The organism is Wolbachia endosymbiont of Ceratosolen solmsi (genome assembly GCF_017869155.1).
Taxonomy (GTDB): Bacteria; Pseudomonadota; Alphaproteobacteria; order Rickettsiales; family Anaplasmataceae; genus Wolbachia; species Wolbachia pipientis.
Genome location: NZ_CP054598.1, coordinates 89081 through 112905, shown reverse-complemented (window position 1 = coordinate 112905; position 23825 = coordinate 89081). Strand labels below are relative to the sequence as shown.

The following is a 23825-nucleotide window of genomic DNA, read 5'->3' as shown; positions in this document are numbered from 1 at the left end:
AAAGGCTGGATTCCAGACTGGAATGACATCATCTGCTACACACTTGAATGACAAGAGAAGAATTCTGAAACAACAAGTTTCAAGGAAATCTTATGTAAAATCTAACATTAACGAAAATTATACTATTTTCATGCATGCTATGGTTTTTGTAATTAATGGAGGGTGATATGGCGTTGAGTGAAAAATTGAGTACAATAGATACAATAGAAAACCTTGCAACTAACAAAAATTTTTTAGGAAAATTGATAGTGGAACTAAATAAAGGTGCTAATGATAAAGGTATATATACTAAAAAAGGTGTGGATGATGAGTTGAGAAAGAAAGCTAATACTGCAGATGTTTACACTAAAACTGATGCAGATACTGCTTTTGTCAAAGCTACAGAGCTTAAAACAAAAGCTGCAGCAAAAGATGTCGTGGATGCTATAATTGCTTCTACTGATTTTACCGATAAAGTATACACTAAAAATGATGCAGATACTGCGTTTGTTAAAACTGCAGATCTTGCAACAAAAGTTGCAAAAAAAGCTGTTGTGGATGCTTTAATACCAGAATTAGCAAAAGGTGATGATGATACTGGTATCTATACTAAAAAAGGTGTTGATGACACGTTTCTTAAATCTGCAGATCTTGGAACAAAAGTTGCAGAAAAAGCTGTTGTGGATGCTTTAATACCAGAATTAGCAAAAGGTGCTGATGATAAAGGTATCTATACCAAAAAAGGTGTTGATGATGCATTTGTTAAAACTTTAGGACTTACAGATACGCTAAAAACAGAAGTAGTAAAACAGCCTGTTGTGGATGCTATAACTGCTTCTCCTGATTTTACAAATAAGGTATATATTAAAGCTGCTCCAGCCGATGAAGTTTACACTAAAACTGCTGCAGAGACTGCTTTTGTTAAAGCTACAGAGCTTAAAACAAAAGCTGCAGCGAAAGATGTCGTGAATGCTATATTTGATGCAAAAGACGGCGACAAATCAATTTTAGTAGATAAATTAGGAGGATTTCTTGATGCTACTGACACAGCGTATGGTGACAAAAATGATCAAACAGCAAAGGTGTTCTTAGGAGGTAAAGGGCTAAAAGGGGAGACAGGAGCAGATGGTAAAAGTCCAACAGCTGCTGAAATAGCTGCTGAGAAAGCCTTACAAGAGCATGTAACAAAGATAAGCATACAAAGTCCAGAATTTAAAAGAGCTGCGCAAGAGGAAATGTCACAACCGTATTTTGAGCCTCCAACAAGTGATGATGCTGCACTTAATTGGACTTGGTAATACAGCTTAGATCCAAGTAGTCACGCTACTTGGATGACGTCATATGGTCCTCTGATGACGGAAAAAGGACTCGGATAACACCCTACAATGTCATTCCAGCGCGTGACGCTGGAATCCAGCCTTTTCATAATCATTAAAATGTTGTATTTTAACATAAAACGGCTACTTTTATGCTTACCAACTTAATAAAATTCCTGGATCCCAGTGTCTGGGCACTGGGATGACACCCTACTAGCAGAAGTTACTCTCAAATGTTTGTTCATGTTAGCTACAAACATTAAGAAATTTACCAAACGAAAAAAGGCAAAAGAAGCCCTAGTCATTGTCTATTTTCAGTATTGGCGTTTTTTAAGTCTTAAACACTGCAATTTAGCTGCTTTTAAATGCAACTCATCTTAGTTTAAATGTTTAAGAAATTTACTAAGCAGAAAAAAGGCAAAAGAAATCCCGTATTAGCTAGTTGTCACTCTCTAATCCTGCAAATTGGCGTGCTATACTGTCTTAAACGCTTTATAAGCGCGTTTCAGCTTATATAGGTAAAAACCCAGAAATGTTGTGAAGACGTAGGGTGCGCATAGTGCAAAAAATTAAAAATAAGACGCCAATTACGTAATACTGTTGTCGTTTAATCTGCACAGATTGAAGATAAATGAATACCTTCAGTTTCATGATAAGAGGGCTGGCGAAGGGTGTCAAGTAAGTTTTTTCGTTTCTACCAGCTACTTGGATGACACCACATAAATTAATAAATAGGAAAATTACTACAAATCCTTTCAACTTTAGCTTTTACTGCTTTTTCGACACTTGAGCTATTTCCGCTGATTAATCCTTGAATTACTTCATTTATTAGACCAGCTATCTCTTTAAAATTTTCTGCCTCAAGTCCGCGTGTTGTCTCAGCAGCGGTGCCAAAACGGAGCCCTGAAGTGATGGTCGGCTTTGCTGTATCAAATGGTACAGAGTTTTTATTACAGGTAATACCGGCTCTCTCAAGGCTATCTACAACGTCTTTTCCAGTTAATTTCTGCGATCTTAAGTCAACTAGCACTATATGAGAGTCAGTGCCACCGGTTATAATGTCAAGTCCATGCTTTTGCAATTCTTGAGCCAGCACTTTCGCATTTTCCACGACTTTCTTGCTATAAGTCTTAAACTCTGGTGCTAATGCTTCTTTAAATGCAACAGCTTTTGCAGCTATCACATGCATAAGTGGCCCGCCCTGCAATCCTGGAAAAACTGCAGATTGAATTTTTTTGTGTAATGCTTCATCATTGGTCATCACTATTCCACCACGAGGACCACGCAAAGTTTTGTGAGTTGTGGAAGTCATAACATGTGCATATTCAGCAGGGGATGGATATTCGCCCGCTGCAATAAGCCCTGCATAGTGAGCAATGTCTGCAAGCAAATAAGCACCAACTTTATCTGCAATTTCGCGAAAGCGTTTGAAGTCCATTTTTCTCGGATAAGCAGAAGCACCAGCTATGATCAATTTCGGTTTATGCTCCAGCACCAGCTTTTCTATCTCATCCATATCCAGCAAGTAAGTGTCTTTATTCACTGTATATTGAACTGACTTAAACCATTTACCAGAAAGGCTTGGTGCCGCACCATGAGTTAGATGCCCACCGCAATTCAGTGACAATCCAAGTATCGTATCACCTGGAGCAAGTAGTGAAGCAAACACTGCTTGATTCGCCTGAGAACCAGAGTGAGGTTGAACGTTTGCAAATTTTACACCAAACAACTTACAAAGTCTCTCTATAGCCAGACTTTCAATTTTGTCCACATGCTCACAACCACAGTAATATCTTTTACCTGGATAACCTTCTGCGTATTTATTAGTCAGAAAAGAGCCTTGTGCCTCCATTACCGCTTTGCTTGCAAAATTTTCTGATGCAATTAATTGCAATTGTGATTTTTGGCGTTGTAATTCTTTTTCTATAGACTGATAAACCTCGTTATCAAAAGACTTTAAACTATTTTTAGAGCCACAGATTTTTTTTAAAACACTCATCATAGATCAAACCTCGCTTTAATTTTAAGATGCACAAGCAATTTTAAGACTGCTTATCCTGCTTTTTTAACCATAAGAGCCCAAAAACAGCTATCAGAAAACATACAGGAATAATAGATGTTGCTTTTATCAGCAATTCTCAGCACTATACACAGGATTTCCTTGTATCACTGTCCTATCCCAACACAAATCTATTATTTTTGCGATCCCAGTGTGAAAAAAATAGCCAAAAACCATGACTATCATATTTGACACAGCTGTAGTTAATCCTATTAAGTTATTATTTACATAACTTAATGCTTTGTACAGTGTTACTATTTGATATCCAGAAGCGAAACCTATAACAAGAAGTGCAGGCAATACAATATACAATCCGCCAGCCTGTGTAAAAAGTAAAAGGAAACTAGCAATCATTGCAAAGGAACAGACAATAATAACTTCATAATGTCTATTTGGATATTTTTCTAATATGTGAGCAAAAGAGAGCAATCCAGCTGCAAATCCTACATATATAACAGAAGAAATTGAAGACGCTAGATCACCGGCCATTTGATATACCTCACATAAAAAAGCTTTTGTCCAAGCATCAGCAAAACCTTCTAGTGGACCTACCATTAAGCCACCAAAAAAACTAATTAGAATGATATATTTATTGAAAAGCACAGTTTTTAGATCCTTCATGCTAATTTTTTCTTTTCGAAAGTTGTAAGCATTGTAAGGAATAACTAAAAATAAAGATAAAGCGAGTAAGAAACCAAACCCTGAAAGAATATAAATTACATAATTCCAACCAAACTCATCAAGCAAAAGTTCTATTGGTAGACCACCATATATTGCCCCTAATAGCCCTATAATAACAGATATGCTTGCCATTTTGCTGATTTTTCTCGCGAAAATACATACTGGCAACTTTAAATACTCCTATTACTGACGCAGACGAGCCAATCCCAACAATTATTCTACCTAATACTGAATAATACCACTCATCAAAGCACACAAGAGGTAATGTTCCAATAGACACCAAGACAGCACAAATAGGTAAAACAATTTTTGGACCGAATCTATCAAAACAAAGACCAACAGGGATATGAACTAGTGTAAATCCCACATAGTAGAGACCATTAAATTGCCCTAAATCTGCAATGCTTATATTAAATTTTGTTATTAATACAGGCGCAATTATGTTTGGCATGACACGTAACACATACTGGTATGCATAGAAAGAGATACTATCAACCATACAAAAAATTACTTTTCGACATACCTACCACCTAATAAAACCCAATTACAATTAAAACAAAAATATCAAAGTAAAATAAAGTATTATATTTCATAATAACAAGAGCCTTAAATTAGTACATCTAACGATTTTATCATACAAGCCTTCGATAAATTATCTACTTATTACAATCAACTTCTCTAAAATCTTTATTTTTTAACCATAAGAGCCCAAAAACAGCCACCAGCAAACATACAGGAATAACTGATGTTGCTTTTATCAGCAATTCAGCACCATACACAGGATTTCCTTGTATTATTGTTCTATCCCAACACAAATCTACTATTTTTGCGATCCCAGTGTGAAAAAAATAGCCAAAAACCATAACTATCATGTTTGACACAGCTGTAGCCAGGCCTACTAAGTTATTATTTACATAACTTATCGCTTTGTAAATGGTAACCACCTGATATCCAGATGTGAAGCCAATAATAAAAAGCGTAGGTAATACAACATACAAGCCACCAATCTGAGTAAAAAGCAAAAGAAAACTAGCGATCATTGCAAATGAGCATGCAATTATTACTTCATAATGCTTATTTTTATATTTTTCCAATAAATAAGCCAAAGAGAATGATCCTATTAACATTCCTATCAATATTACGGAAGAGAGAGAAGATGCCAAGTCTTCATTCATTTTATATACTTCAAAAAAGAATGCTTTCACCCAACCATCGGCAAAACCTTGCATTGGACCGACCATGAGTCCACCAAAAAAGCTAATTAGAATAATATGCTTGTTGAAAAGTATGTTTTTTAAGTCTCTAATGCTAACTTTTTCCTGTTGAGCATTGCTTTCAGGCGTTACTAAGAACAGCAACAGAGCAAGTAAACACCCAAATGCTGAGAATGTATAGATAACATAATTCCAGCCAAATTTATCGAGTAAGAAGTCTAAAGGTAACCCGCCACATATCCCTCCCAAAATTCCTATAATTATAGATAAGCTGGCCATTCTTGCTGATTTTTCTTGCGCAAAATACATGCTTGCAACTTTAAAAAGCCCAATTGCTGAAGCGGATGACCCAATTCCAACGACTATTCTGCCAAGTATTGAATAATACCACTCATCAAAGCATATAAGTGGTAATGTTCCGGTAAATGTTAAGATAATACAAATAGGCAAAACAAATTTTGGCCCGAATTTGTCAAGAGCAAGACCAATAGGTATGTGAGCCAGCGTATAGCCTACATAGTATAACCCACCAAACTGGCCAACATCTGTAATACTTATGTTAAATTTTGTTATCAATTCAGGCGCAATTATGTTTGGAATTACGCGTAATATATATTGGTATGCATAAAACAGTGACGCCAACAGCCAGACTAAAAAATTCCTCTGCAACATGAATCTCAGCTAAATTTAGGATTATAGATACTTTAGTTATAAAAAACAATACTATATTAATCATCTAAATCTGCTTAGCTCTTTTTACAGCTTATAACTTTAAGTAGCCAAAAGCCTATCATACCTATTAGTAAACATATAGGTATTATTAACATAGATTTAACCATTACATCGGCTCCATAAAGCGGTTTTTCATCAACGATCTTACCATCCCAATAAAAATTCATTATATTTGCAATAACGGTATGAAAAAAATAGCCAAAACTCATAACTATAGCATTACTTACAGATCCTGCACTTGCTACCGCATCATCCTTCACAAGATTTACAACTTTGGCAGTCAAAACAATTTGGTACGCAGAAGCAAAACCAACTATAAATAGTAATATGGATGCTAAAAGTGAATTAATGTTACATATAAAAAGTAATAAAAACACAATTATCATAGCCATAGCACAAGAAATTATTATCTCATAGTGTTTGGTTGGTTTTTTTTCTAGTAAGTAAGAAAGTGATAAATATCCAAAACCAAAGCCTATCAGTATCCATTTTGAAATATTGTATGCAACCTGTCTATCTATAGCATACATCTCATGCAAGAATGTTGCAGACCATACATCTGTAAACCCTTCCAATGGTCCAACCATAAAGCCACCAAATAAACTTATTAATAGAACATTTTTATTGAATATAACTTCACTTAAACTTTTAATATTTAATCTTTCTTCTGAAGTATCAATTTTGGGTATAAACATAAAGGAAACAAGAGCAAGCAACAATCCCAGTGTTATAAATGTAACAAACACATAGTCCCACCCAAACTTATTAAATAAGATATGTAACGGTTTAGTGGCAAATACACCACCTGAGATGCCAATAATAGCTGATATACTAAACATCATGGCAAATTTTTCTCTACGGTAATAAATACTTATTATTTTAAAGAGTCCAAGTACTGAAGCAGAGGATCCAATACCAGTAATTATTCTTCCAATAATAGAATAACTCCAATCATTAGAACTGACTAAAGGTAAAGCACCTAAAGATGTTAATGCAATACAAATCGGTATAACAATTTTAGAACCAAATCTATCTAAAAGAATACCTACAGGAATATGTGCTAACACATAACCTACATAATACAGTCCACAAAATTGTCCTATTTCTGTTGTTCCTATATTAAACCTTACTACCAATTCAGGAATTATAATATTTGGAATTACGCGTAATATATATTGGTATGCATAAAACAGTGACGCCAACAACCAGATTAAAAAATTCCTCTGCAATACTTTACCCAAAAGCTAGTATTATAGATACTCTGTTTATAGAAAACAATATTTTTATGAATACTTATTTTAATTTACCGGAATTTTATACAGTTGAACTCATAGCCAACATAAGTAGTTTATGCATTAACTAAATTTTCCAGGTTCAAGTTTGGATGATGGAAAAAGTTCACTTTTTCTATTTTTAAAAGAGACCTTTTATTTTACTTATAATTTTTTCTACCATATCTACAACTGGCTCATGAATAAGGTATATAAAAAAAATTACACCACAAATGATAAGTATATTTATGATTTTACCCTTATTCATCTTTATCTTGAGCTTCACTTTTGTTACAAGATCCATTTTATTTATGTTTTTATTTCATGCTGACAATTATATCTTAAATACCATAATTTTCAGTAAAATTTGACTTCAGAAGTATTCTATTAATATTATATTAACCTTTTTATGTGTAAAATAGTTAATATAATATTAAAGCAGGCTGATGAATATAAGCACGATAGATAATACGCTGCAAAATTACATAACAAAATACATTGAACAAACATTCGCTACACACGTGCTAGGCAATAGATACGACAAATTGTATAGGAAACTTCTAAGTGGTATAGAAGAGATAATAAAGCTTGCTGTAAATGAAGCAAAACACTACGATGAAAATTTAGAAGATCTATATAACGATTCAAGATTTAATAAGAAATTTATTCAAGCTGTTGCTAAACATCAGGTGTTGGAATTTTTAAATACTTATCCGAAAAGAAAAGAAATTGTTGCAGAATTTTACAATGAACATCACATTAACGAAAGTGATTTAAAGACTCTGGAAAAGGGGAAAGATTTAGTAAATAAAATAAATAACATTAACTTACTGCAACAAAATGAAAAAAATGAGGAATTCAATATTAGAAAGACACTTGCTCAATCAATAAAAATGCCTTCCATAGAAAAACACAAATTAGAGCATTCAAGATAACCTTAGTGAATATTTTTGACGCGGTGAAATGGGTAATTAATGGATAGTCTATTTCATTTTAACTCCTGGCACGCTTTAGTAATACTATCACATCCAATTTCTAATTGTTCCTGAGAGGTTGCATAAGAAATTCTGATAAAATTTTCTAGACCAAATGCAATTCCTGGAACCACAGCAACCAAATGATCTCCCAGTAAGTATTCAGTAAAATCTAAATCATTATTTATTATCTTACCACTTTTTGTGCTTTTACTGAGCAATCCTTCACATGAGACAAATAAATAAAACGCACCTTGTGGAACAGACGCTGATAATCCCGGGACAGAATTTAGCTCTTTCACCATAAAATCTCTACGACTCTTAAAAATCCTTGTTCTTTCTTTCAAAAAACTATGATCACCGTTTAATGCTGCTGCTGCTGCTGCTTGTGCTATCGAATTTGGATTAGAAGTGCTTTGAGACTGCAGCGTAGAGATAGCTTTTACCACATCACTTCTACCTGCAATATACCCTATTCTCCAGCCTGTCATTGCATAGGCTTTTGATACTCCATTGACTACAAAAACTCTATCATAAAGCTTCGGCTCAACCTGAGCGATAGTAAAAAACTTTTCGTCGTATATTATATGCTCATAAATATCATCTGTAACGACATTCATATGTGGATATTCAAGCAATATTTGTGCTATGTCTTTCAATTCATCACATGTGTACACAGCTCCTGCAGGGTTGTTCGGTGAGTTAAGAATTAACCATTTAGTTTTTTTAGTTATCCTGCTTTTCAATAATTCCGCTGTCAGTTTAAAATTTTGTTTGCATTCTACTACAACTGGCAAGCCGCCAAAAAGACTTACCATATCAACATATGAAACCCAATAAGGAGCTGGAATAATAACTTCATCTCCAGAGTTAATTGTTGCCATGAACAAATTGAATAACACCTGCTTAGCACCTGTACCAACACAGATTTGGTTAAGCGTGTACTCGAGGTTATTATCCTTTCTTAACTTATTAATTATTGCTTCTTTCAGCTCACGCGTTCCATCAACAGCAGTATATTTAGTCTTACCTTCACTTATTGCTTGAATAGCTGCTTTTTTTATATGATCTGGAGTATCAAAATCCGGTTCTCCTGCAGCTAAAACACAGATCTTTTTTCCTTCATTTTTCAACTTATTTGCCTTATCAGTTACAGCAATCGTAGGTGATGGTTTTATTAGGAACATTCTTTTTGCAAGGTCTGACATATTTTACTGAAGCTAAATTTAAATGATAAACCCCGTACAACAAAAAAGCTAGGAATTTTGTGTATTGTATTAGTAGCTTTTTACCAGGTTTACCAACGCAGCAATATTTTCAACTGGAGTATCAGGGAGTACTCCATGTCCGAGATTAAATATGAAGGGTAAATCTCTAAAGCAATCTATTATACGTTTTGCTTCTTTGATTGCTTCCGTTTTATTATAGGCTAAAAGATTAGGATCAAGGTTTCCTTGTAGAGGGATGTTTAGATTCGCTTTCGCCCATTTTATTGGAACATTATAATCTATACTTACTGCAGATACACCTGTTTGTTCGCAGTAATCTTTATAAAGATTTCCAGCAGACCTTGGAAAACCTATTATTGGAAAATCAGAAAATCTATCCTTTATTGCCAAGATAATTCTCTTTGTTGGTTCGATAACATATTCTTTAAACAATGGTTCCGATAACGCACCAGCATTACTGTCAAATAGCTGAATAACATCTGCTCCAAATTCTATCTGTTTAATTAGATAAATAATCGTTACTTCCGTTATTCGTTCAATTATTTCCTTCAAACACGAAGGATAAAAATTTAATACTTTGGAAAAAGTTTTGCTGCTCCCACCTTCTATGATGTATGAGGCTACTGTCCATGGTCCACCAGCAAATCCTATGAGAGATTTTTTTTTTGGTAATTGGCTTCTGACTTTTTTTATAGCGTTTAGAATTGGTAAGGTTGTAGTTTCAATTTCTTGTGGACCCTTCAATTCCTTAGGACTTTCCACGGGTTTTATTATTGGACCTACACCGCGTACGAAATTCACGTCACAACCCAAAACATCAGCTATTATTAAAATGTCTGAAAAAATTATCGCCGCATCCATGTCAAATCTTGTCACCGGCTGTAACGTCAATTCTGTCACTAAATCTGTGTTGTAGCATATCTCCATAAAATTATTCATATTTTCTACTGCTTTGCGGTACTCAGGAAGAGACCTGCCAGCCTGACGCATTAGCCAGATAGGCACTCTTCCACCCGGCTCATTTCTCTTAATAATTTTCGCTATTGTTGTTTTGCCGCTTTCCAATCTATTCTGTTTATTCTTTTGTATATTAAAGTATAGCAATAATAATAGTTCTATCAATAACTTGTTACTAACTTAAAATTCAGTAAAAATTGGCGTTGTTCAACTTGTGGATAAATATGTGAGTAACTTTCGTATATTATTGATTTTCTGTTATGATTTATGTGTATAAGTAAGGTGTTTAGAGTGTTAGTAATTTTCTTTTATGGAAAATACTTTACCATCATGCATTGTTACACAACTATGTATATGTTGTTGAAAAAGTTGTTGATCAATTGTTGGTATTTTATATCAACAAATAATTCACAAATTAATTTGACATTATTCACATGCTTATTAAACATTTAATAACAGTTTTCTTGATAAATCTAATCTGAAAACGTTTTTGCCATTACAGGGAATAAATTGAGTAAAAAAAGAACCTTAGTAGAAAAAATAGCATATAGAATTTTTCTCTTCCTTTTCAAAAAAGCTTCTGTGTTGAAAAAGTGTGCGACTGAGGCATTAATGAAAGATCTGCCAGACCTTAATATATTTAATGGTCTATTAAAATTCCGCGATTGTGGTATAATGGATATAATGACTCCACGTACAGAGATATGCGCAGTAGACATTGAGTCAAGCGAGCGTGAAATAATAAAGAAGATAAAAAACACTTGCCACACTAAAATACCAATTTATAAAAATAACTTTGATAACGTAATAGGCTTTTTTTATGTAAAAGATGTTATTTTTAATAGGGATAAAAATTTTAATCTGAAACATATTATACAAAGCGTAATGTTTGTTCCACCCTCGATGAAGACAACTAATCTTTTTGTTAGGATGAACTCTTCTAAATCATGCTTAGCTATCGTATTGGATGAATATGGTGGAACTGATGGTTTAATTTCAATGACTGATCTTATAGAGGAACTAATACCAAACATTGATAGTGAAAACGAAATAAATTCAGAATATACCATTACTGAATTGTCTCAAAATAAGTTTGAAGTATCAGCAAGGGCTCTTATAAAAGATATAGAAGAGGATCTAAAAATAGAATTACGTGACCCTGAAGAAGACTATGTTACACTTGGTGGTTTGATTCTTTCGATTGCTGGTAAAGTGCCTTCTGTAGATGAAGTCATTAAATATAAAAATGGTATGAAGTTTATCATCAAAGATGCAAATGAGCGCTACATTAATAAAATAGTACTAGACTTAAGTGATTACAAAAATTAGATTTGGTACCCCTTGTCGGGGAATGCCTTGACACGAAGAAAAAGTTGTAATAACCAAATATGCAACTCAAGTTATAGTTAAACCTATTTCCAGCAAATTATTTTCGCAAGTATAATGCATTTCAGTGTTATAGTACTCTAATAATAAAGAGGTCATATAGATATTAATATCTTTTGTATTTAAATTAGTGTCATTTTTTTTGATTAATTTGTCTACTAATGATTTGCTTATTGGTTTGTGTTCATTTAGAATTTTTATAGTTAATAGCATTTTATCTTCTGTTTGACTCAGTAAAACAGATACTAGTTCAACTTCCGCCACTGCACTGGCTATAGTTAGCACCATATTAGAAATTATCTTATTTATCTTTTCAATTAAATCTTCCTTATTTTTTGCAGAGTATGCGTCTATTTTCCACGTAAGCTTTACTTTTTTTTTAATAAATAATTTTCGATATTAGATTTGGTCTTATCAAAGCTATAATTATCCATTGAAGAAGAATATGCCTGCTTCATAACTTTATGTTTATATATTAAATCATCGGAGCTTTCTTTAAGAAACAACAACGCTTCCTTCTGCGCATCAGCATCATTCTTATCTATTACTTCAAGCTCTTCTACGCCAAACGTTATTCCATTCATAGAGTTAGCAAAGTCATGAAGCAGCCGTCCTGATAGCAGTTCCGTTATTAACAGTATGTTTTTGGTATTTTCGTTCATTGGATAATTATAAATGATTTAAGTTACCCTATATTGGTAAGTATATAATAGTCAATTAAGAGAAAGTTTCGTTGCACTTTTTATATCAAGGCATTAATATAGTATTAACAATTTTAAAATTTATAAAAGGATTATGAATACTTATACCAGATCAGGAATAGATATTGAACTATATAATAAGTTAATAAAAGAAGTCAAGCCTATTGCTCAAGAAACTACTAGAGAAGAAGTAATCAGCGAAATAGGTTCATTTTCTGCGTTATTTGATTTTGCTGCACTAAGTAAGAAGTATGACCATCCAGTACTCGTTTCCTCAACTGATGGAGTAGGTACGAAACTGTTGATAGCTCAAGAAGTGAATAAACATGATACTATAGGTATAGATTTAGTTGCAATGTGTGTAAATGACTTACTTGCACAAGGAGCAACGCCTTTGTTTTTCCTTGATTACTTTGCAACAGGCGTTTTGACCAAAGATGTTTTATTATCTGTGGTTAAGGGCATTGCAGAGGGGTGCAAGCAAGCTAAAATAGCATTGGTTGGTGGGGAAACTGCAGAAATGCCTGGAATGTATGGTAATAATCACTATGACCTTGCAGGGTTTGTGGTTGGTGTAGTTGATCGAAAGCAAATTCTTCCAAACTGTAGTATGATGAAAGCAGGTGATTATATAGTTGGCTTAGAGTCAAGTGGAATTCACTCAAATGGGTTTTCTTTAGTGCGCCATGTTTTCAAAAGCTTAGGTATAAATTATAACGATACATCTCTATGGAATAATAAATCTTGGAGTGAAATACTACTTGAACCAACAAAAATATATGTTGATTCTTTGCTGCCTATCATGTCACAAGTAAAAGGTATTGCGCACATCACGGGTGGTGGTTTGGTAGACAATATTCCGCGAATTCTTCCAAAAAACTTATTTGCAAACATAGACATTAATTCCTGGAAATGGCCAGATATATTTTTATGGCTAACAAAGGAGGGTAAAATAGAGAAGAAAGAAATGCTAAAAACATTTAATTGTGGTATTGGTATGGTATTGATCGTAAGTTCTGAGAATATGCAAAACGTGAAAAATCATTTCCAAAAACGTGGAGAAAAAATTGAAATTATTGGAAAACTTGATGAGGCATGTAACCCTCCACTTGATAGAGTAGTATTTAGTTAACCTAACTTTACTGACAGTCTTTTTGCAACTTCTAGGTATGCTTCCTTTAAATCTCCTAAATTCAAACGAAAGACGTCTTTATCTAGCTTTTTATAAGTATTTTTATCCCATAACCTGCAGTTATCAGGGCTGATTTCATCGGCTAAAATGATTTTAGTACTGTCATTTATCAATCTGCCAAATTCCAATTTAAGGTCAACTAGATCTATGCCTGCATTTGAGAATAAATCAGTTAGGATTTCATTGATCTTTAAAGTTGTAGTTTTTACTTCATCCATTTCTTTGCTAGATAGCCAATCAAAATACAGTATGTGATTTTCATTTACCATTGGGTCGGCTAGGTCATCATTTTTGTAAAAAAACTCGATTATAGGAGATGCAAGCCTCTCACCTTCTTTGATATTAAAACGTTTGCAAAAGCTGCCAGCTGCAACATTTTTAACTACCACCTCAAGAGGTATTATCTTGAGCTTTTTGACTAGCTGTTCTCTTTCATTCAGAGTTTTTATAAAATGCGTGCTAATTCCTGCTTCTTCGAGCTTTTCCATGATAAAAGCACTAACATGATTATTAATTATTCCTTTGCCCTCAATAATTTCATATTTTTCCTTATTGAATGCTGTGACATCATCTTTAAAGTGCTGTATGACAGTTGATGAATCTTCAGTTTCAATAATGGCTTTCGCTTTACCTTCGTATATCGTTTTATTCAGTGACATGTTTAATTTAACTATATATTATATCAATTTACTGTTCTTAGAGTATAGCCCCAAATAACTTAAAATAAACCTTAATGGAATTCAATGTTACAATATTAACCATATTTCCAGAAATGTTCCCGGGGTTTTTGAACTATTCTCTTGCCGGAAAAGCGTTAGAAAAAAAAATATGGAACCTTGAAGTAATAAATATTCGTTCTTTTGCGAAAGATAAACATTCAACTGTGGATGATGTTCCATATGGAGGTGGAGCAGGAATGGTTATGCGTTCTGATGTAGTTGGTGATGCAGTAGATAGTATGCTCTCTGTTCATAAAAACACTAAGTTTATTTACATGACTCCATCTGGAACTAAGTTTAATCAGAATATTGCCAGAGAATTATTAGAGTTTCCTCATATAACAATATTGTGTGGTCGATTTGAAGGTATTGACCAAAGGATAATTGATGCGTATACTCCTTATGAGTTAAGTATTGGAGATTATATACTTTCAGGAGGTGAGCCAGCTGCAATGGTGGTTCTTGATGCATGCATTAGACTTCTTCCAGGTGTAGTAAATAATACCGATAGTATTACTGAAGAAAGTTTTAATTATGGTGGTGGTGTACTTGAATATCCTCAATATACTAGACCTGAGCAGTGGAAGGGATATAAAGTACCTGAGGTTTTGTTATCTGGCAATCACAAAAAAATAAGTGATTGGAGGCAGAAGCAGTCTCATGTTATAACAAAAAAGCGTAGGCCTGAATTATTGAGTGGAGAGATAAATGACAAATTTACTTAAAAAATTTAACGAACAGCAAATGCAAGTGTTAGCTAAAGAAATACCGGAATTTCGTCCTGGCGATGATTTGAAGGTCACTTTTAAAGTAGTTGACGGTACAAGTGAACGTATACAGATATTTGAAGGTGTATGTATATCAAAAAGGAACCGCGGGTTACATTCTTCTTTTGCAGTCAGAAAAGTTAGCCATGGAGAAAGTATAGTGTCTCAGTTTTTTGTTTATTCTCCTGCACTGGTTTCAGTGCAAGTGACAAGAAAAGGAAAGGTTCGTGGAGCAAAACTGTATTATCTGTGCAAACTATTTGGAAAAGCTGCAAGGATCAAAGAACGTACTACTTATGTTAAAAAGAAATCTAAGTAGATACAATAGGGAATGACATCAACGGTTATTAAACTGGACGTTTGTACAGCTGTGGGCTTGACGATGGGATCCAGGAAAAATAAATGAGTATAAAGAAAAAATTCCTTAAATTACTTCAGTCAAGGCGTGTACATGCTCGTATAAAAAGGAAAAATAAAAAGAACAGAGCGCTACGCTTTTGTTCTTTCACGGCACTAGTTATCTCACTTGGCTGTCCTGTGTGTATATTGTTGAGTATATTAGTTAACTCTTACAGTGCCTTAACAGTAACGAAAATTTTATTGCCAGTTGAAATAAATGCTGATCTTACTTTGGCGAGTAATCCTAGTGATTTGCGGTATAAGTCCATTGGCTTACTCAACGATTCTTTACGTAAGGTGTTTGGAGGAACTGATTTTAAAGACGGTGACGAAATTTTAAGTCGTAATTCTTACAAAGAACTAGAGAAATTTTTTCGTAAGAAAGTAAAAGATAGTGGTGAATATGAGATCTGGTTTACCGCGTCAAGTATAATTAATTCAATAAATAAAGATAAATATTTGAATGATCGTTATGCTAAATTACTTGATTGGCTAAAAGAAAAGAGGAGAGTGAAAAAATTTTTTAATAAGTCTTTATTCCTTAAATCTGACTCTCGTGAACCTGAGAATGCAGGGATTTTAGGAGCGTTTATCGGTTCATTAATGACAATTATAGTGTGCCTAGCATTAGCATTACCAATAGGAATTATGTCGGGCATCTGTCTTTACGAATTTATGCCTAAAAATAGGCTAATGACTAATATTGTAGAAATTAGCATAAATAATCTTGCTGCAGTGCCTTCAATAATATTTGGTGTAGTGGGCTTAACTCTCTATCTTGGCATATTTGGGCTACCACGCTCTTCACCACTTGTTGGTGGAATGACTCTTTCATTTATGATGTTACCTAATATTATAATTGCAACAAAAAATGCCTTTGCGAATGTTCCTATTACGATAAAAGATGCAGCGTTTGCGCTCGGTGCACCTCACATCAAGGTGATATTAGATCACTCTTTACCGATTGCGTTACCAAGAATAATACATGGTACTGTGCTTGCAATTGCAAGGATTTTAGGTGAATCTTCTCCTTTACTTATGATGGGTATGGTGGCATTTATTGCTGATACACCTACGTCCTTTTTCGATCCGGCAACTGTTCTACCTGTGCAAATATACATATGGTCAAGCAATCCTGAAATTGCATTTGTTGAACTTGCTGCTATTGCAATTATAGCTTTATTATTGGTGTTATTTGCGTTAAATTTAGTAGCAAATTTTGTAAAAAGGAAATTCGAATTTTTTAATTTTTAGCAATTCATGAAAATCACAGTCCTATCTGGTTATGGCTTAAATTGCGAAAAAGAAACTGCATTTGCATTTATGGAATGCAGCAGAAAACTTGGTATTGGTAATATTGAAGTAAAAATCGTTCACATTAACGATATCATAGATAATCCAGGTGAACTGAAATTAAGCAATATACTTGCAATTCCAGGGGGTTTTTCCTATGGTGATGACACTGGTGCTGGTAATGCATTTGCTTTACGCATTAAAAACAACTTGTTGGATGAGTTTCAAGAGTTTTTATCTCAGGACAAGCTGATTATAGGAATATGTAATGGTTGTCAGATATTAGTAAAATTAATTCCAGAGTTCTCTAATCTAGCTTTAATCCATAATGATATAGGCAATTATCAATGCCGTTGGATTAGAGTGAGAGTTAATTCAAAGAGTAATTCTGTTTGGCTACGGGGCCTGAGTGAACTATATCTCCCTATTGCTCATGGGGAAGGCAAATTTTTTATGGATCAAGATACTTTGAACCAATTGATTGAGAGCAATTCCGCCGCATTACGTTACATTGATGAAAATGGCAACTACGCTAACCTACAATTTCCTCACAATCCAAACGGATCTACATACGATCTGGCAGCTTTATCAGATAAAAGTGGGAGAGTATTGGCTTTAATGCCCCATCCAGAAAGGGGAATATTTTTTACTCAGCAAGATAATTGGCCTCTTGAAAAAGAAAAATGTAAACGTTTAGGAGTGGCTATGCCAAAATATGGTGATGGAATGCTTATATTTGAAAATGCACTGAAGTATTTTTGTTAAAATTTATTGATAGGGATTTATGGTCGAAATTATCCCCTGATATTGCAAAAAACTTGCTTGACAAGCCTTGCCAGTCCCCTTATCATGAAACTGAAGCTATTTATTTATCTTCTCTGTACAGATTAAATGACAAAAAACTCACGTATCTGGCGTCCCATGTTTAATTTTTTGCACTATGTGCATCTTATGTCTTTATAAAATTCTAGGTTTTTACCTAATATAAGCTGAAATGCGCTTATAAAGCATTTAAAACATCAAAAAACGCCGATTTAAAAAATGGATAGTGAATAACTAGCTACCCTAGGGTTTCTTTTGCCTTTTTTTCTGTTTAGTAAATTTCTTAATGTTTATAATTTAGATTAGTTGCGGCTTAAAAGCAACTGAATCGCGGTTATTAAACGTTTAGAATAAAAAAACGCCATACTTGAAAGTATAATGTAAGTAATTAGCCAACCACGGGGCTTCTTTTGCCTTTTTTTTATTTGGTAAATTTCTTAATATTTATAGCTAAACAACAACCGTCATCCCGCTACTTATTAGCGGCTGAGATACCGCAGCAGTATGACGGTTCGCGGCGGCATAGTAATTCGTCATCCTGCTGCTTGTTAGCGGGATCTATGTTAAGGTATAGTAGGGGATCTATGTTAAGAGATACCGCGAATGAATCGCGGTATGACGGTGTAGATGATGGTTAAGTAATTCGTCATCCCGCTGCTTGTTAGCGGGATCTAGAGATACCGCGACGTCTCACCTATAGCCTTCAGTGCTCCTTTTTTTGTCATCCCAGCGTCACGCGTTGGTTTCAACATTATATCATGAACTTTCTAAAATTCATTGAACTGTGCTTTCAAACGGTGGTGCCGGGGTGTGAGTATAATGATTATCAGTATATAAAAGTCATAGCAGACAGACTTGAAGCGGCAAATGTTGGCAAAATGAGGCGAATAATATTCAATATGCCTCCGCGTTCAATGAAGTCCCTGTGCGCTAGTGTTGCGTGGCCCGCATGGATACTGGGAAATCAGCCAACTGCAAGAATAATAGTTGCAAGCTACTCTCGGCTGCTTAGCGAAAAGCACTCGCTCGATACAAGATGCATAATGCAGTCTAGTTGATATAGAGAGCTGTTTCCAGAGGTAGAACTATCCAAAGATCAGAATACCAAATACAAATTTCAAACAGTGCAGAGAGGATACAGAATTGCAACGTCCGTTGGAGGGACGTTAACAGGTGAAGGTGGTGATTTCATCATCGTGGATGATCCACTGAGTCCCGCCCAAGCTTTGAGTGAAACGTTTAGAAAGCGTGCTACAAATTGGTTTGACCAGACTCTAGTAACCAGGCTCAACGACAGAAAAAAAGGAGTAATTGTTCTTGTGATGCATAGGCTACATCAGGAAGATTTGACCGGACACCTTCTCTCCAAACCGAAAAACATATGGAACCATACTTGTTTACCGATGATATCTGAAAATAAGGAGATTATCTATTCAATCAAAAAGCCAGCGCCTCCTTTTCTTGTTCCTGTCACCCGAGTAACTACAAATGAGTACAAAAGCTGGATTACAGCATCAAGTGCTAGAATGACACCACCCGTAATATTATACTCAAGAGAAGAAGGTCAGTTGCTATATCCCCTCGATGGAGGAAAAGAAGAAGTTGAGATGATAAAGGTTGAACTTGGAAGTTACGCTTTTGCTGCACAATATCAACAAAACCCTCTGCCACTTTCAAGTGGTATAATTAAACGAGAGTGGCTGAAGCGCTATAGAAATTTTTCTGATAGTCTCTCATATGTCACTCAGAGCTGGGACACTGCAGTTTCAACAAGCAGCATGAGCAACTTTAGCGTCTGCACCACCTGGACAAAAGTGGGCAATAAATTCTATTTACTCGATGTATATCGCGCAAAGCTTGAGTATCCAAAGCTTAAAGAGCAAGTTCTGTCACTAGCTGCAAGATGGACACCGCACGCAATTTTAATCGAAGCAAAAACAAGTGGTCAGCAATTGGTGCAAGAGCTAAAGACAAACAGTGATTTACCAATTATCGAAATAGTACCACATGATGACAAACTCACTCGATTTTATCAAATTGTTCCGATTATAGAGTCTGGCAAGGTTTTTCTGCCGCACCAAGCAGTATGGCTGAACGATTTTGAGTATGAGATTTTAATGTTTCCTGAAACTCGACACGATGATCAAGTGGATAGTACCGTGCAATATTTGCAGTGGGTGAGAGATAGTAGCTCTAGGGTCGCAGCTTTACTGGCATTGTGATTTAAGCCTACCAGATCCAAGTAGTCAGCTACTTGCATGACACCCTAACAACCGTCATCCCGCTATGTGTTAGCGGCTAAGAGATACTGCGGCGGCATGACGTAGAGCTCGCGTTAGCTATAAGATTAGCTAAATTCTGCACGTCCATAAAAAACAAACCTTCTTTTTCGTCTTGAACGCTAATAATAGCGTGAGTGTTAAAAGGTAAAGGATCATTTGTATGTCCATGGCCTACCCCTTTCATTGTAAATACAGGAAAGTTAACACTTTTTGCAAACCTTTCTTTTACAACTTTAACAAGGTTATCGTTATAGCAGTTAACGAAATCCCCAAAGATTACTGCATGTACTCCATCAAAGATGTGAGCTTGTTTTAGGTGATCTAAACTGCGCTCTATTGCGTATGGGTAGACTCTTATGTCCTCTAAAAATAGAATTTTACCTTTCGCATTTATTTGCCAAACAGTTCCTATACTGTTTTCAACTAAAGTCATATTACCACCGATGATTTTAGACTTTAATCTGCCATCTTTTAGTCTAATGCCATTATTTATCATCTTTAGCTTATCAAATCTGATAGAATCCTGCTTGTTAAGAATTAACTCTTTCAATTTTTTAACAGAGCTTTCAGAAATGGAGTTATTTACTATCATTTCCAACATGGTGCCGTGAAGAGTTTGCCAATTATATTTAGCTTGTAGATAGGTGTGCAAGGCAGTTATATCGCTATAGCCTATGAGGATTTTTTTGTTTTGAGCAATCCTTTCTTTTTTATCATTGGGTAACTTTTCTAGATAGGGAATTAACCGAGAAGCCCCTTCTCCTCCTCTGATACACCAAATTATTTTACTGTCATTAGTTAGTGCACTAATCAAATCATTTGCTCTGAATTCATCAGAGTTGGAATAAAATGGATTATCATTACTATATATTTTCTCCGAAATATGGGGATTAAAATCCAAAGCTTCTACATATTCTTTTATAGTAGTCAGATCTGATTCTTTTCCCTTCGAAGAAGGAGCAATAATATCAACTTGGTCGATTGCATGAATACCTGTGTTAGCACATAAAGTGAGAATGAAATATAAAAGGTAAACAATCATTAAAATATCTTATAAAACTCTTTTTTTAGTATATCATCCAATTCAGAGAGTGGAACTTTCACTCCTAGTTCTTCCATTGACGTGACGCCATAATCTTGCAGTCCACAAGGAATAATACCCTTATAATGAGAGAGGTCTGGAAAGACGTTAAGCGCTATGCCATGATAAGTTACCCATTTTCTTAAACGGATACCAAAAGCTGCAATTTTTTTTTCTACTCCGTTATGGTTTACCCAAATACCTATTCTATCTTCTCTAAACTCTCCAAGTATATTAAATTGCTTTAAAACATTTATGATCCACTTACTTAGATCTCTAATATATAGCTTTATATCGCATTTGTTTCTTTTTTTAAGGTTTAACATTAAATATATAATGCGCTGTCCTGGACCATGATATGTGTGTTTACCACCCCTTCCTGTTTTATATATGGGAAATAGTTTTTCAACAATATCATCAGCTGTTGCACTGATTCCTGCAGTATAAAGTGGAGGGTGCTGGAGTAGCCATACCAATTCGTCTGCTGAATTATTGTGAATTTGTTGAATTTTCTCTTCCATGGATTTTACAGCACAGTTATAATCAATAAGCTGATTAGATATTAGCCATTCTGTCATATTCTATTTCTTTTTTTTTAGTATAGCAGTTCGTTTTTTCCTGTTATTCCAGTGTGTGACACTGGGCGCAGCCTTTCTTATTCCTAATATACTTAATACTAACTTCTGTGCTATTTCTCCTTAACAAACATAGTACATGACAAATGTTTAATTATTTGTCAACACAGGTCCTCTTTACGTATAGGCAACTTTTTTTATTGAAAAATTCAGAAAAATGTTGTATAATTATTAGTAGATTTTAGGTAAAATATATGGCAAACTCAAAATTTAGCATAACTTTCAACAACGAAATTTCAGAGTGTCTTGCTGGACTGGCTAAAATAAGAAATAAGTCCATTAAAGAACTAGCAGAGAAGCTAATACAAGAAGCAATTGAAAATGAGGAAGATAAAATACTAATTGAGCGTGCTGCTAGACGTAATGTTTCAGGTGTGAAGAAAATTAGAAGTGAGGATGTAGACTGGAATACAATATTATCTTCATAGAAAGCGTTCTTGAGAAAGACCTTCCAGCTCTTCCAAAAACAATAAGATTAAGGATCATAAATGCGATAAATAAGCGCCTTACAGTTGATCCCATTAACCTTGGTGACCCATTATATTACAGATTTAAAGGACAAAGAAGATTAAGGGTAGGTGATTATCGCGTTATCTATTCCGTAAATATTATAAAATATGAAGTGGTTATCACAGAGATAGGACACAGAAAAGATATTTATAAGTAAGTACATCATATAAATATTAAATATATTTTTACTTCTTCCTGATTCATTTTCTACCTTAGGTGGCTTCGCTCAGCTCAAAAAAAAGCTCATTCTTTTTGCTACCCCTTATTGTGCCTGCCATTTAACTACTGTGTAGAGATTGCTCTCAAACATAATGTTCGTACGTTAGTATATCCTTCCTGTGACACCAATTGATATAATTCTACCACAAATTCAATTTTTTAGGAGGCACATATGAATTTCAACATCTTTCAAAGAAAAAAAAGCGCAGTATTTACTAAATATTCTGCTTTGCAACTAATGATGGAGCCAAGTTGGAGTAAGCGTGATTATGTAAGTTTTGCTGAGGAAGGTTACATAAAAAATGTTATTGCCTTTCGAGCAATCAATATGATTGCAAGTGCTGCATCTTCGGTACCTCTTACTCTCTGCCAGCTTACTGAACAGGGAAAATCGCAACTAAAAGCCCATCCATTACTGAAATTACTTTATTCTCCTAATCCAATGACATCAAAATCGGAATTTATTGAGGGGATTGTAACTTATCGGTTAGTTAACGGCAATTCTTATATATTGATGGTTGAGTCGCAGAACAATAGAAAACCACCAACAGAGCTTTATCTTCTGCGCCCCGATAGGGTTGAAATTGTTCCAGGGAGAAATAACGTTCCTTATAACTATCGTTATGCCATAAATAACAACAGTTATGACTTTAAAGTTGATAAACTAACCGGACGTTCAGCAGTGTTGCACCTAAAGACCTTTAACCCTTTGAATGATTGGTATGGGTTATCACCAATTGAGGCGGCTGCATATAGTATAGATCAGCATAATCAGGCTGGTGCTTGGAATCAAGCGATGTTGCAAAACGGAGCAAGACCAAGTGGTGCAATAGTTGTAAAATCAGCAAAAGATGGAAGTGGTGGAAGTTTAAGTCAAGAGCAGTACCAACGCTTAAAAGCACAGATAAATGATCATTATTCAGGTCCTGTCAATGCTGGGAGGCCGATATTGCTTGAAGGAGGCTTGGAGTGGAAAGAAATGAGCTTATCACCAATGGATATGGATTTTATTGAGTCCAAACACAGTTCAGCTTGTGATATTGCCCTGGCTTTTGGCGTTCCGCCGCAGTTGCTTGGCATACCAGGTGATAACACTTATAGCAATTTAGTCGAAGCACGCTTGTCCCTTTGGGAACAGACGGTTTTACCAACGCTAGAAAATATTATCTGTCACCTGAATTCTTGGCTAACACCAAAATTTGGTGAAGATCTGTGCTTGTCGTACGACAAAGATGCAATAGAGATTCTCATGGAAAAGAGACAAAAGTTGTGGAAATACGTAGAAAACGCAAGCTTCATGACGCTCAACGAAAAGAGAGAAGCATTTGGCTTGCCACCACTGCCAGGTGGTGATGAGTTAGGTTAAGTTTGTACCCGTTCAGATGAGTTCATTGTCTCCTAAACCGT

Annotated in this window: 23 protein-coding genes and 2 pseudogenes; 12 read left to right on the top strand and 13 right to left on the bottom strand. The window is 34.8% G+C overall.

Annotated features, from left to right (window positions below; genetic code table 11):
• The first annotated feature begins 167 nt into the window (after positions 1–167).
• Positions 168–1277: a collagen-like protein gene (locus tag HUB95_RS00630; protein WP_209452436.1), complete on the top strand. Its 1110-nt coding sequence runs from the start codon at positions 168–170 to the stop codon at positions 1275–1277.
• A 182-nt stretch (positions 1278–1459) separates the two neighbouring features.
• Here the strand turns inward: HUB95_RS00630 and HUB95_RS00625 are convergent, their stop codons facing one another.
• From HUB95_RS00625 to HUB95_RS00600, 6 genes and pseudogenes are all read right to left on the bottom strand, one after another.
• Positions 1460–1600 (bottom strand): hypothetical protein, encoded by a 141-nt coding sequence (locus HUB95_RS00625; RefSeq protein ID WP_174517049.1) that lies wholly within the window; start codon positions 1598–1600, stop codon positions 1460–1462.
• Between the two features lie 419 nt (positions 1601–2019).
• Positions 2020–3297 carry a serine hydroxymethyltransferase gene (gene glyA / locus HUB95_RS00620; protein WP_197907438.1) on the bottom strand — a complete coding sequence of 426 codons (1278 nt, stop codon included), beginning with the start codon at positions 3295–3297 and terminating at the stop codon, positions 2020–2022.
• A gap of 40 nt (positions 3298–3337) precedes the next feature.
• Positions 3338–4530, bottom strand: a pseudogene (locus tag HUB95_RS00615) (MFS transporter).
• A 161-nt stretch (positions 4531–4691) separates the two neighbouring features.
• Positions 4692–5921 carry an MFS transporter gene (locus HUB95_RS00610; RefSeq protein ID WP_179949600.1) on the bottom strand — a complete coding sequence of 410 codons (1230 nt, stop codon included), beginning with the start codon at positions 5919–5921 and terminating at the stop codon, positions 4692–4694.
• A 74-nt stretch (positions 5922–5995) separates the two neighbouring features.
• Positions 5996–7210 carry an MFS transporter gene (locus HUB95_RS00605; protein WP_015589342.1) on the bottom strand — a complete coding sequence of 405 codons (1215 nt, stop codon included), beginning with the start codon at positions 7208–7210 and terminating at the stop codon, positions 5996–5998.
• 184 nt (positions 7211–7394) lie between these two features.
• Positions 7395–7556, bottom strand: a complete 162-nt coding sequence (locus HUB95_RS00600) for a hypothetical protein (protein ID WP_006280042.1) — start codon at positions 7554–7556, stop codon at positions 7395–7397.
• A gap of 142 nt (positions 7557–7698) precedes the next feature.
• On the opposite strand from HUB95_RS00600, the gene HUB95_RS00595 reads away from it, so the two are divergent.
• Positions 7699–8187, top strand: coding sequence for a hypothetical protein (locus tag HUB95_RS00595; RefSeq protein ID WP_015589341.1), 489 nt, complete (start codon positions 7699–7701; stop codon positions 8185–8187).
• Positions 8188–8240: 53 nt separating this feature from the next.
• On the opposite strand, the gene HUB95_RS00590 is transcribed toward HUB95_RS00595, so the two are convergent.
• Both HUB95_RS00590 and hemE read right to left on the bottom strand, forming a co-directional pair.
• A complete protein-coding gene (locus HUB95_RS00590) occupies positions 8241–9434 on the bottom strand; it encodes a pyridoxal phosphate-dependent aminotransferase (protein ID WP_015589340.1) in 1194 nt (397 codons plus the stop codon).
• Positions 9435–9503: 69 nt separating this feature from the next.
• Complete coding sequence (gene hemE / locus HUB95_RS00585; RefSeq protein WP_209452518.1) at positions 9504–10520, bottom strand: uroporphyrinogen decarboxylase; 1017 nt, start codon at positions 10518–10520, stop codon at positions 9504–9506.
• Positions 10521–10922: 402 nt separating this feature from the next.
• Between hemE and HUB95_RS00580 the strand changes: the two genes are divergently transcribed.
• The gene (locus HUB95_RS00580; protein WP_197907440.1) at positions 10923–11741 is read left to right on the top strand and encodes a transporter associated domain-containing protein; all 819 of its coding nucleotides are present in this window, start codon (positions 10923–10925) and stop codon (positions 11739–11741) included.
• Between the two features lie 66 nt (positions 11742–11807).
• Here the strand turns inward: HUB95_RS00580 and HUB95_RS00575 are convergent, their stop codons facing one another.
• Positions 11808–12152 (bottom strand): hypothetical protein, encoded by a 345-nt coding sequence (locus HUB95_RS00575; protein ID WP_233395610.1) that lies wholly within the window; start codon positions 12150–12152, stop codon positions 11808–11810.
• A 14-nt stretch (positions 12153–12166) separates the two neighbouring features.
• Positions 12167–12460 carry a hypothetical protein gene (locus HUB95_RS00570; RefSeq protein WP_006280049.1) on the bottom strand — a complete coding sequence of 98 codons (294 nt, stop codon included), beginning with the start codon at positions 12458–12460 and terminating at the stop codon, positions 12167–12169.
• 133 nt (positions 12461–12593) lie between these two features.
• On the opposite strand from HUB95_RS00570, the gene purM reads away from it, so the two are divergent.
• Positions 12594–13631 carry a phosphoribosylformylglycinamidine cyclo-ligase gene (purM, locus tag HUB95_RS00565; protein WP_007549277.1) on the top strand — a complete coding sequence of 346 codons (1038 nt, stop codon included), beginning with the start codon at positions 12594–12596 and terminating at the stop codon, positions 13629–13631.
• Here the strand turns inward: purM and purC are convergent.
• Positions 13628–14350, bottom strand: a complete 723-nt coding sequence (gene purC, locus HUB95_RS00560) for a phosphoribosylaminoimidazolesuccinocarboxamide synthase (RefSeq protein WP_209452435.1) — start codon at positions 14348–14350, stop codon at positions 13628–13630. The genes purM and purC overlap by 4 nt on opposite strands.
• Before the next feature lie 74 nt (positions 14351–14424).
• Here purC and trmD point away from each other — a divergent pair, with 74 nt between their 5' ends.
• From trmD to terL, 5 genes and pseudogenes are all read left to right on the top strand, one after another.
• Positions 14425–15135: a tRNA (guanosine(37)-N1)-methyltransferase TrmD gene (trmD, locus tag HUB95_RS00555; RefSeq protein ID WP_209452434.1), complete on the top strand. Its 711-nt coding sequence runs from the start codon at positions 14425–14427 to the stop codon at positions 15133–15135.
• The gene (gene rplS / locus HUB95_RS00550) at positions 15119–15496 is read left to right on the top strand and encodes a 50S ribosomal protein L19 (RefSeq protein ID WP_197907442.1); all 378 of its coding nucleotides are present in this window, start codon (positions 15119–15121) and stop codon (positions 15494–15496) included. The genes trmD and rplS overlap by 17 nt, the downstream gene beginning before the upstream one ends.
• 83 nt (positions 15497–15579) lie before the next feature.
• Positions 15580–16830: a phosphate ABC transporter permease PstA gene (gene pstA / locus HUB95_RS00545; RefSeq protein WP_015589336.1), complete on the top strand. Its 1251-nt coding sequence runs from the start codon at positions 15580–15582 to the stop codon at positions 16828–16830.
• 6 nt (positions 16831–16836) lie between these two features.
• Entirely contained in the window at positions 16837–17634 is a 798-nt protein-coding gene (locus HUB95_RS00540) for a phosphoribosylformylglycinamidine synthase subunit PurQ (RefSeq protein ID WP_141456644.1), read from the top strand.
• 815 nt (positions 17635–18449) lie between these two features.
• Positions 18450–19913: pseudogene (terL, locus tag HUB95_RS00535) on the top strand (phage terminase large subunit).
• A gap of 76 nt (positions 19914–19989) precedes the next feature.
• Here the strand turns inward: terL and HUB95_RS00530 are convergent.
• Entirely contained in the window at positions 19990–21015 is a 1026-nt protein-coding gene (locus HUB95_RS00530; RefSeq protein WP_209452433.1) for an LD-carboxypeptidase, read from the bottom strand.
• Complete coding sequence (gene lipB / locus HUB95_RS00525) at positions 21015–21632, bottom strand: lipoyl(octanoyl) transferase LipB (RefSeq protein ID WP_141456645.1); 618 nt, start codon at positions 21630–21632, stop codon at positions 21015–21017. The genes HUB95_RS00530 and lipB overlap by 1 nt, the downstream gene beginning before the upstream one ends.
• Before the next feature lie 251 nt (positions 21633–21883).
• Between lipB and HUB95_RS00520 the strand changes: the two genes are divergently transcribed.
• The 3 genes from HUB95_RS00520 to HUB95_RS00510 all read left to right on the top strand — a co-directional run bounded on the left by HUB95_RS00520 (position 21884) and on the right by HUB95_RS00510 (position 23784).
• Entirely contained in the window at positions 21884–22117 is a 234-nt protein-coding gene (locus HUB95_RS00520) for a DUF6290 family protein (protein ID WP_012673333.1), read from the top strand.
• Positions 22093–22356 (top strand): type II toxin-antitoxin system RelE family toxin, encoded by a 264-nt coding sequence (locus tag HUB95_RS00515; protein ID WP_209452517.1) that lies wholly within the window; start codon positions 22093–22095, stop codon positions 22354–22356. Before HUB95_RS00520 ends, HUB95_RS00515 begins: the two co-directional genes overlap by 25 nt.
• A 234-nt stretch (positions 22357–22590) precedes the next feature.
• On the top strand, positions 22591–23784 hold the full coding sequence (locus tag HUB95_RS00510; RefSeq protein WP_209452432.1) for a phage portal protein: 1194 nt from the start codon (positions 22591–22593) through the stop codon (positions 23782–23784).
• Positions 23785–23825 lie beyond the last annotated feature (41 nt).

Excerpts from the sequence above, each read along its gene's own strand:
- HUB95_RS00510 (WP_209452432.1), top strand. The coding sequence starts at position 22,591 with ATGAATTTCAACATCTTTCAAAGAAAAAAAAGCGCAGTATTTACTAAA.
- HUB95_RS00610 (WP_179949600.1), bottom strand. The coding sequence starts at position 5,921 with ATGTTGCAGAGGAATTTTTTAGTCTGGCTGTTGGCGTCACTGTTTTAT.
- HUB95_RS00570 (WP_006280049.1), bottom strand. The coding sequence starts at position 12,460 with ATGAACGAAAATACCAAAAACATACTGTTAATAACGGAACTGCTATCA.
- rplS (WP_197907442.1), top strand. The coding sequence starts at position 15,119 with ATGACAAATTTACTTAAAAAATTTAACGAACAGCAAATGCAAGTGTTA.
- HUB95_RS00520 (WP_012673333.1), top strand. The coding sequence starts at position 21,884 with ATGGCAAACTCAAAATTTAGCATAACTTTCAACAACGAAATTTCAGAG.
- pstA (WP_015589336.1), top strand. The coding sequence starts at position 15,580 with ATGAGTATAAAGAAAAAATTCCTTAAATTACTTCAGTCAAGGCGTGTA.
- HUB95_RS00530 (WP_209452433.1), bottom strand. The coding sequence starts at position 21,015 with ATGATTGTTTACCTTTTATATTTCATTCTCACTTTATGTGCTAACACA.
- HUB95_RS00630 (WP_209452436.1), top strand. The coding sequence starts at position 168 with ATGGCGTTGAGTGAAAAATTGAGTACAATAGATACAATAGAAAACCTT.
- HUB95_RS00625 (WP_174517049.1), bottom strand. The coding sequence starts at position 1,600 with ATGACTAGGGCTTCTTTTGCCTTTTTTCGTTTGGTAAATTTCTTAATG.
- HUB95_RS00600 (WP_006280042.1), bottom strand. The coding sequence starts at position 7,556 with ATGGATCTTGTAACAAAAGTGAAGCTCAAGATAAAGATGAATAAGGGT.
- HUB95_RS00595 (WP_015589341.1), top strand. The coding sequence starts at position 7,699 with ATGAATATAAGCACGATAGATAATACGCTGCAAAATTACATAACAAAA.
- HUB95_RS00590 (WP_015589340.1), bottom strand. The coding sequence starts at position 9,434 with ATGTCAGACCTTGCAAAAAGAATGTTCCTAATAAAACCATCACCTACG.
- lipB (WP_141456645.1), bottom strand. The coding sequence starts at position 21,632 with ATGACAGAATGGCTAATATCTAATCAGCTTATTGATTATAACTGTGCT.
- glyA (WP_197907438.1), bottom strand. The coding sequence starts at position 3,297 with ATGATGAGTGTTTTAAAAAAAATCTGTGGCTCTAAAAATAGTTTAAAG.
- purC (WP_209452435.1), bottom strand. The coding sequence starts at position 14,350 with ATGTCACTGAATAAAACGATATACGAAGGTAAAGCGAAAGCCATTATT.
- trmD (WP_209452434.1), top strand. The coding sequence starts at position 14,425 with ATGGAATTCAATGTTACAATATTAACCATATTTCCAGAAATGTTCCCG.
- HUB95_RS00540 (WP_141456644.1), top strand. The coding sequence starts at position 16,837 with ATGAAAATCACAGTCCTATCTGGTTATGGCTTAAATTGCGAAAAAGAA.
- purM (WP_007549277.1), top strand. The coding sequence starts at position 12,594 with ATGAATACTTATACCAGATCAGGAATAGATATTGAACTATATAATAAG.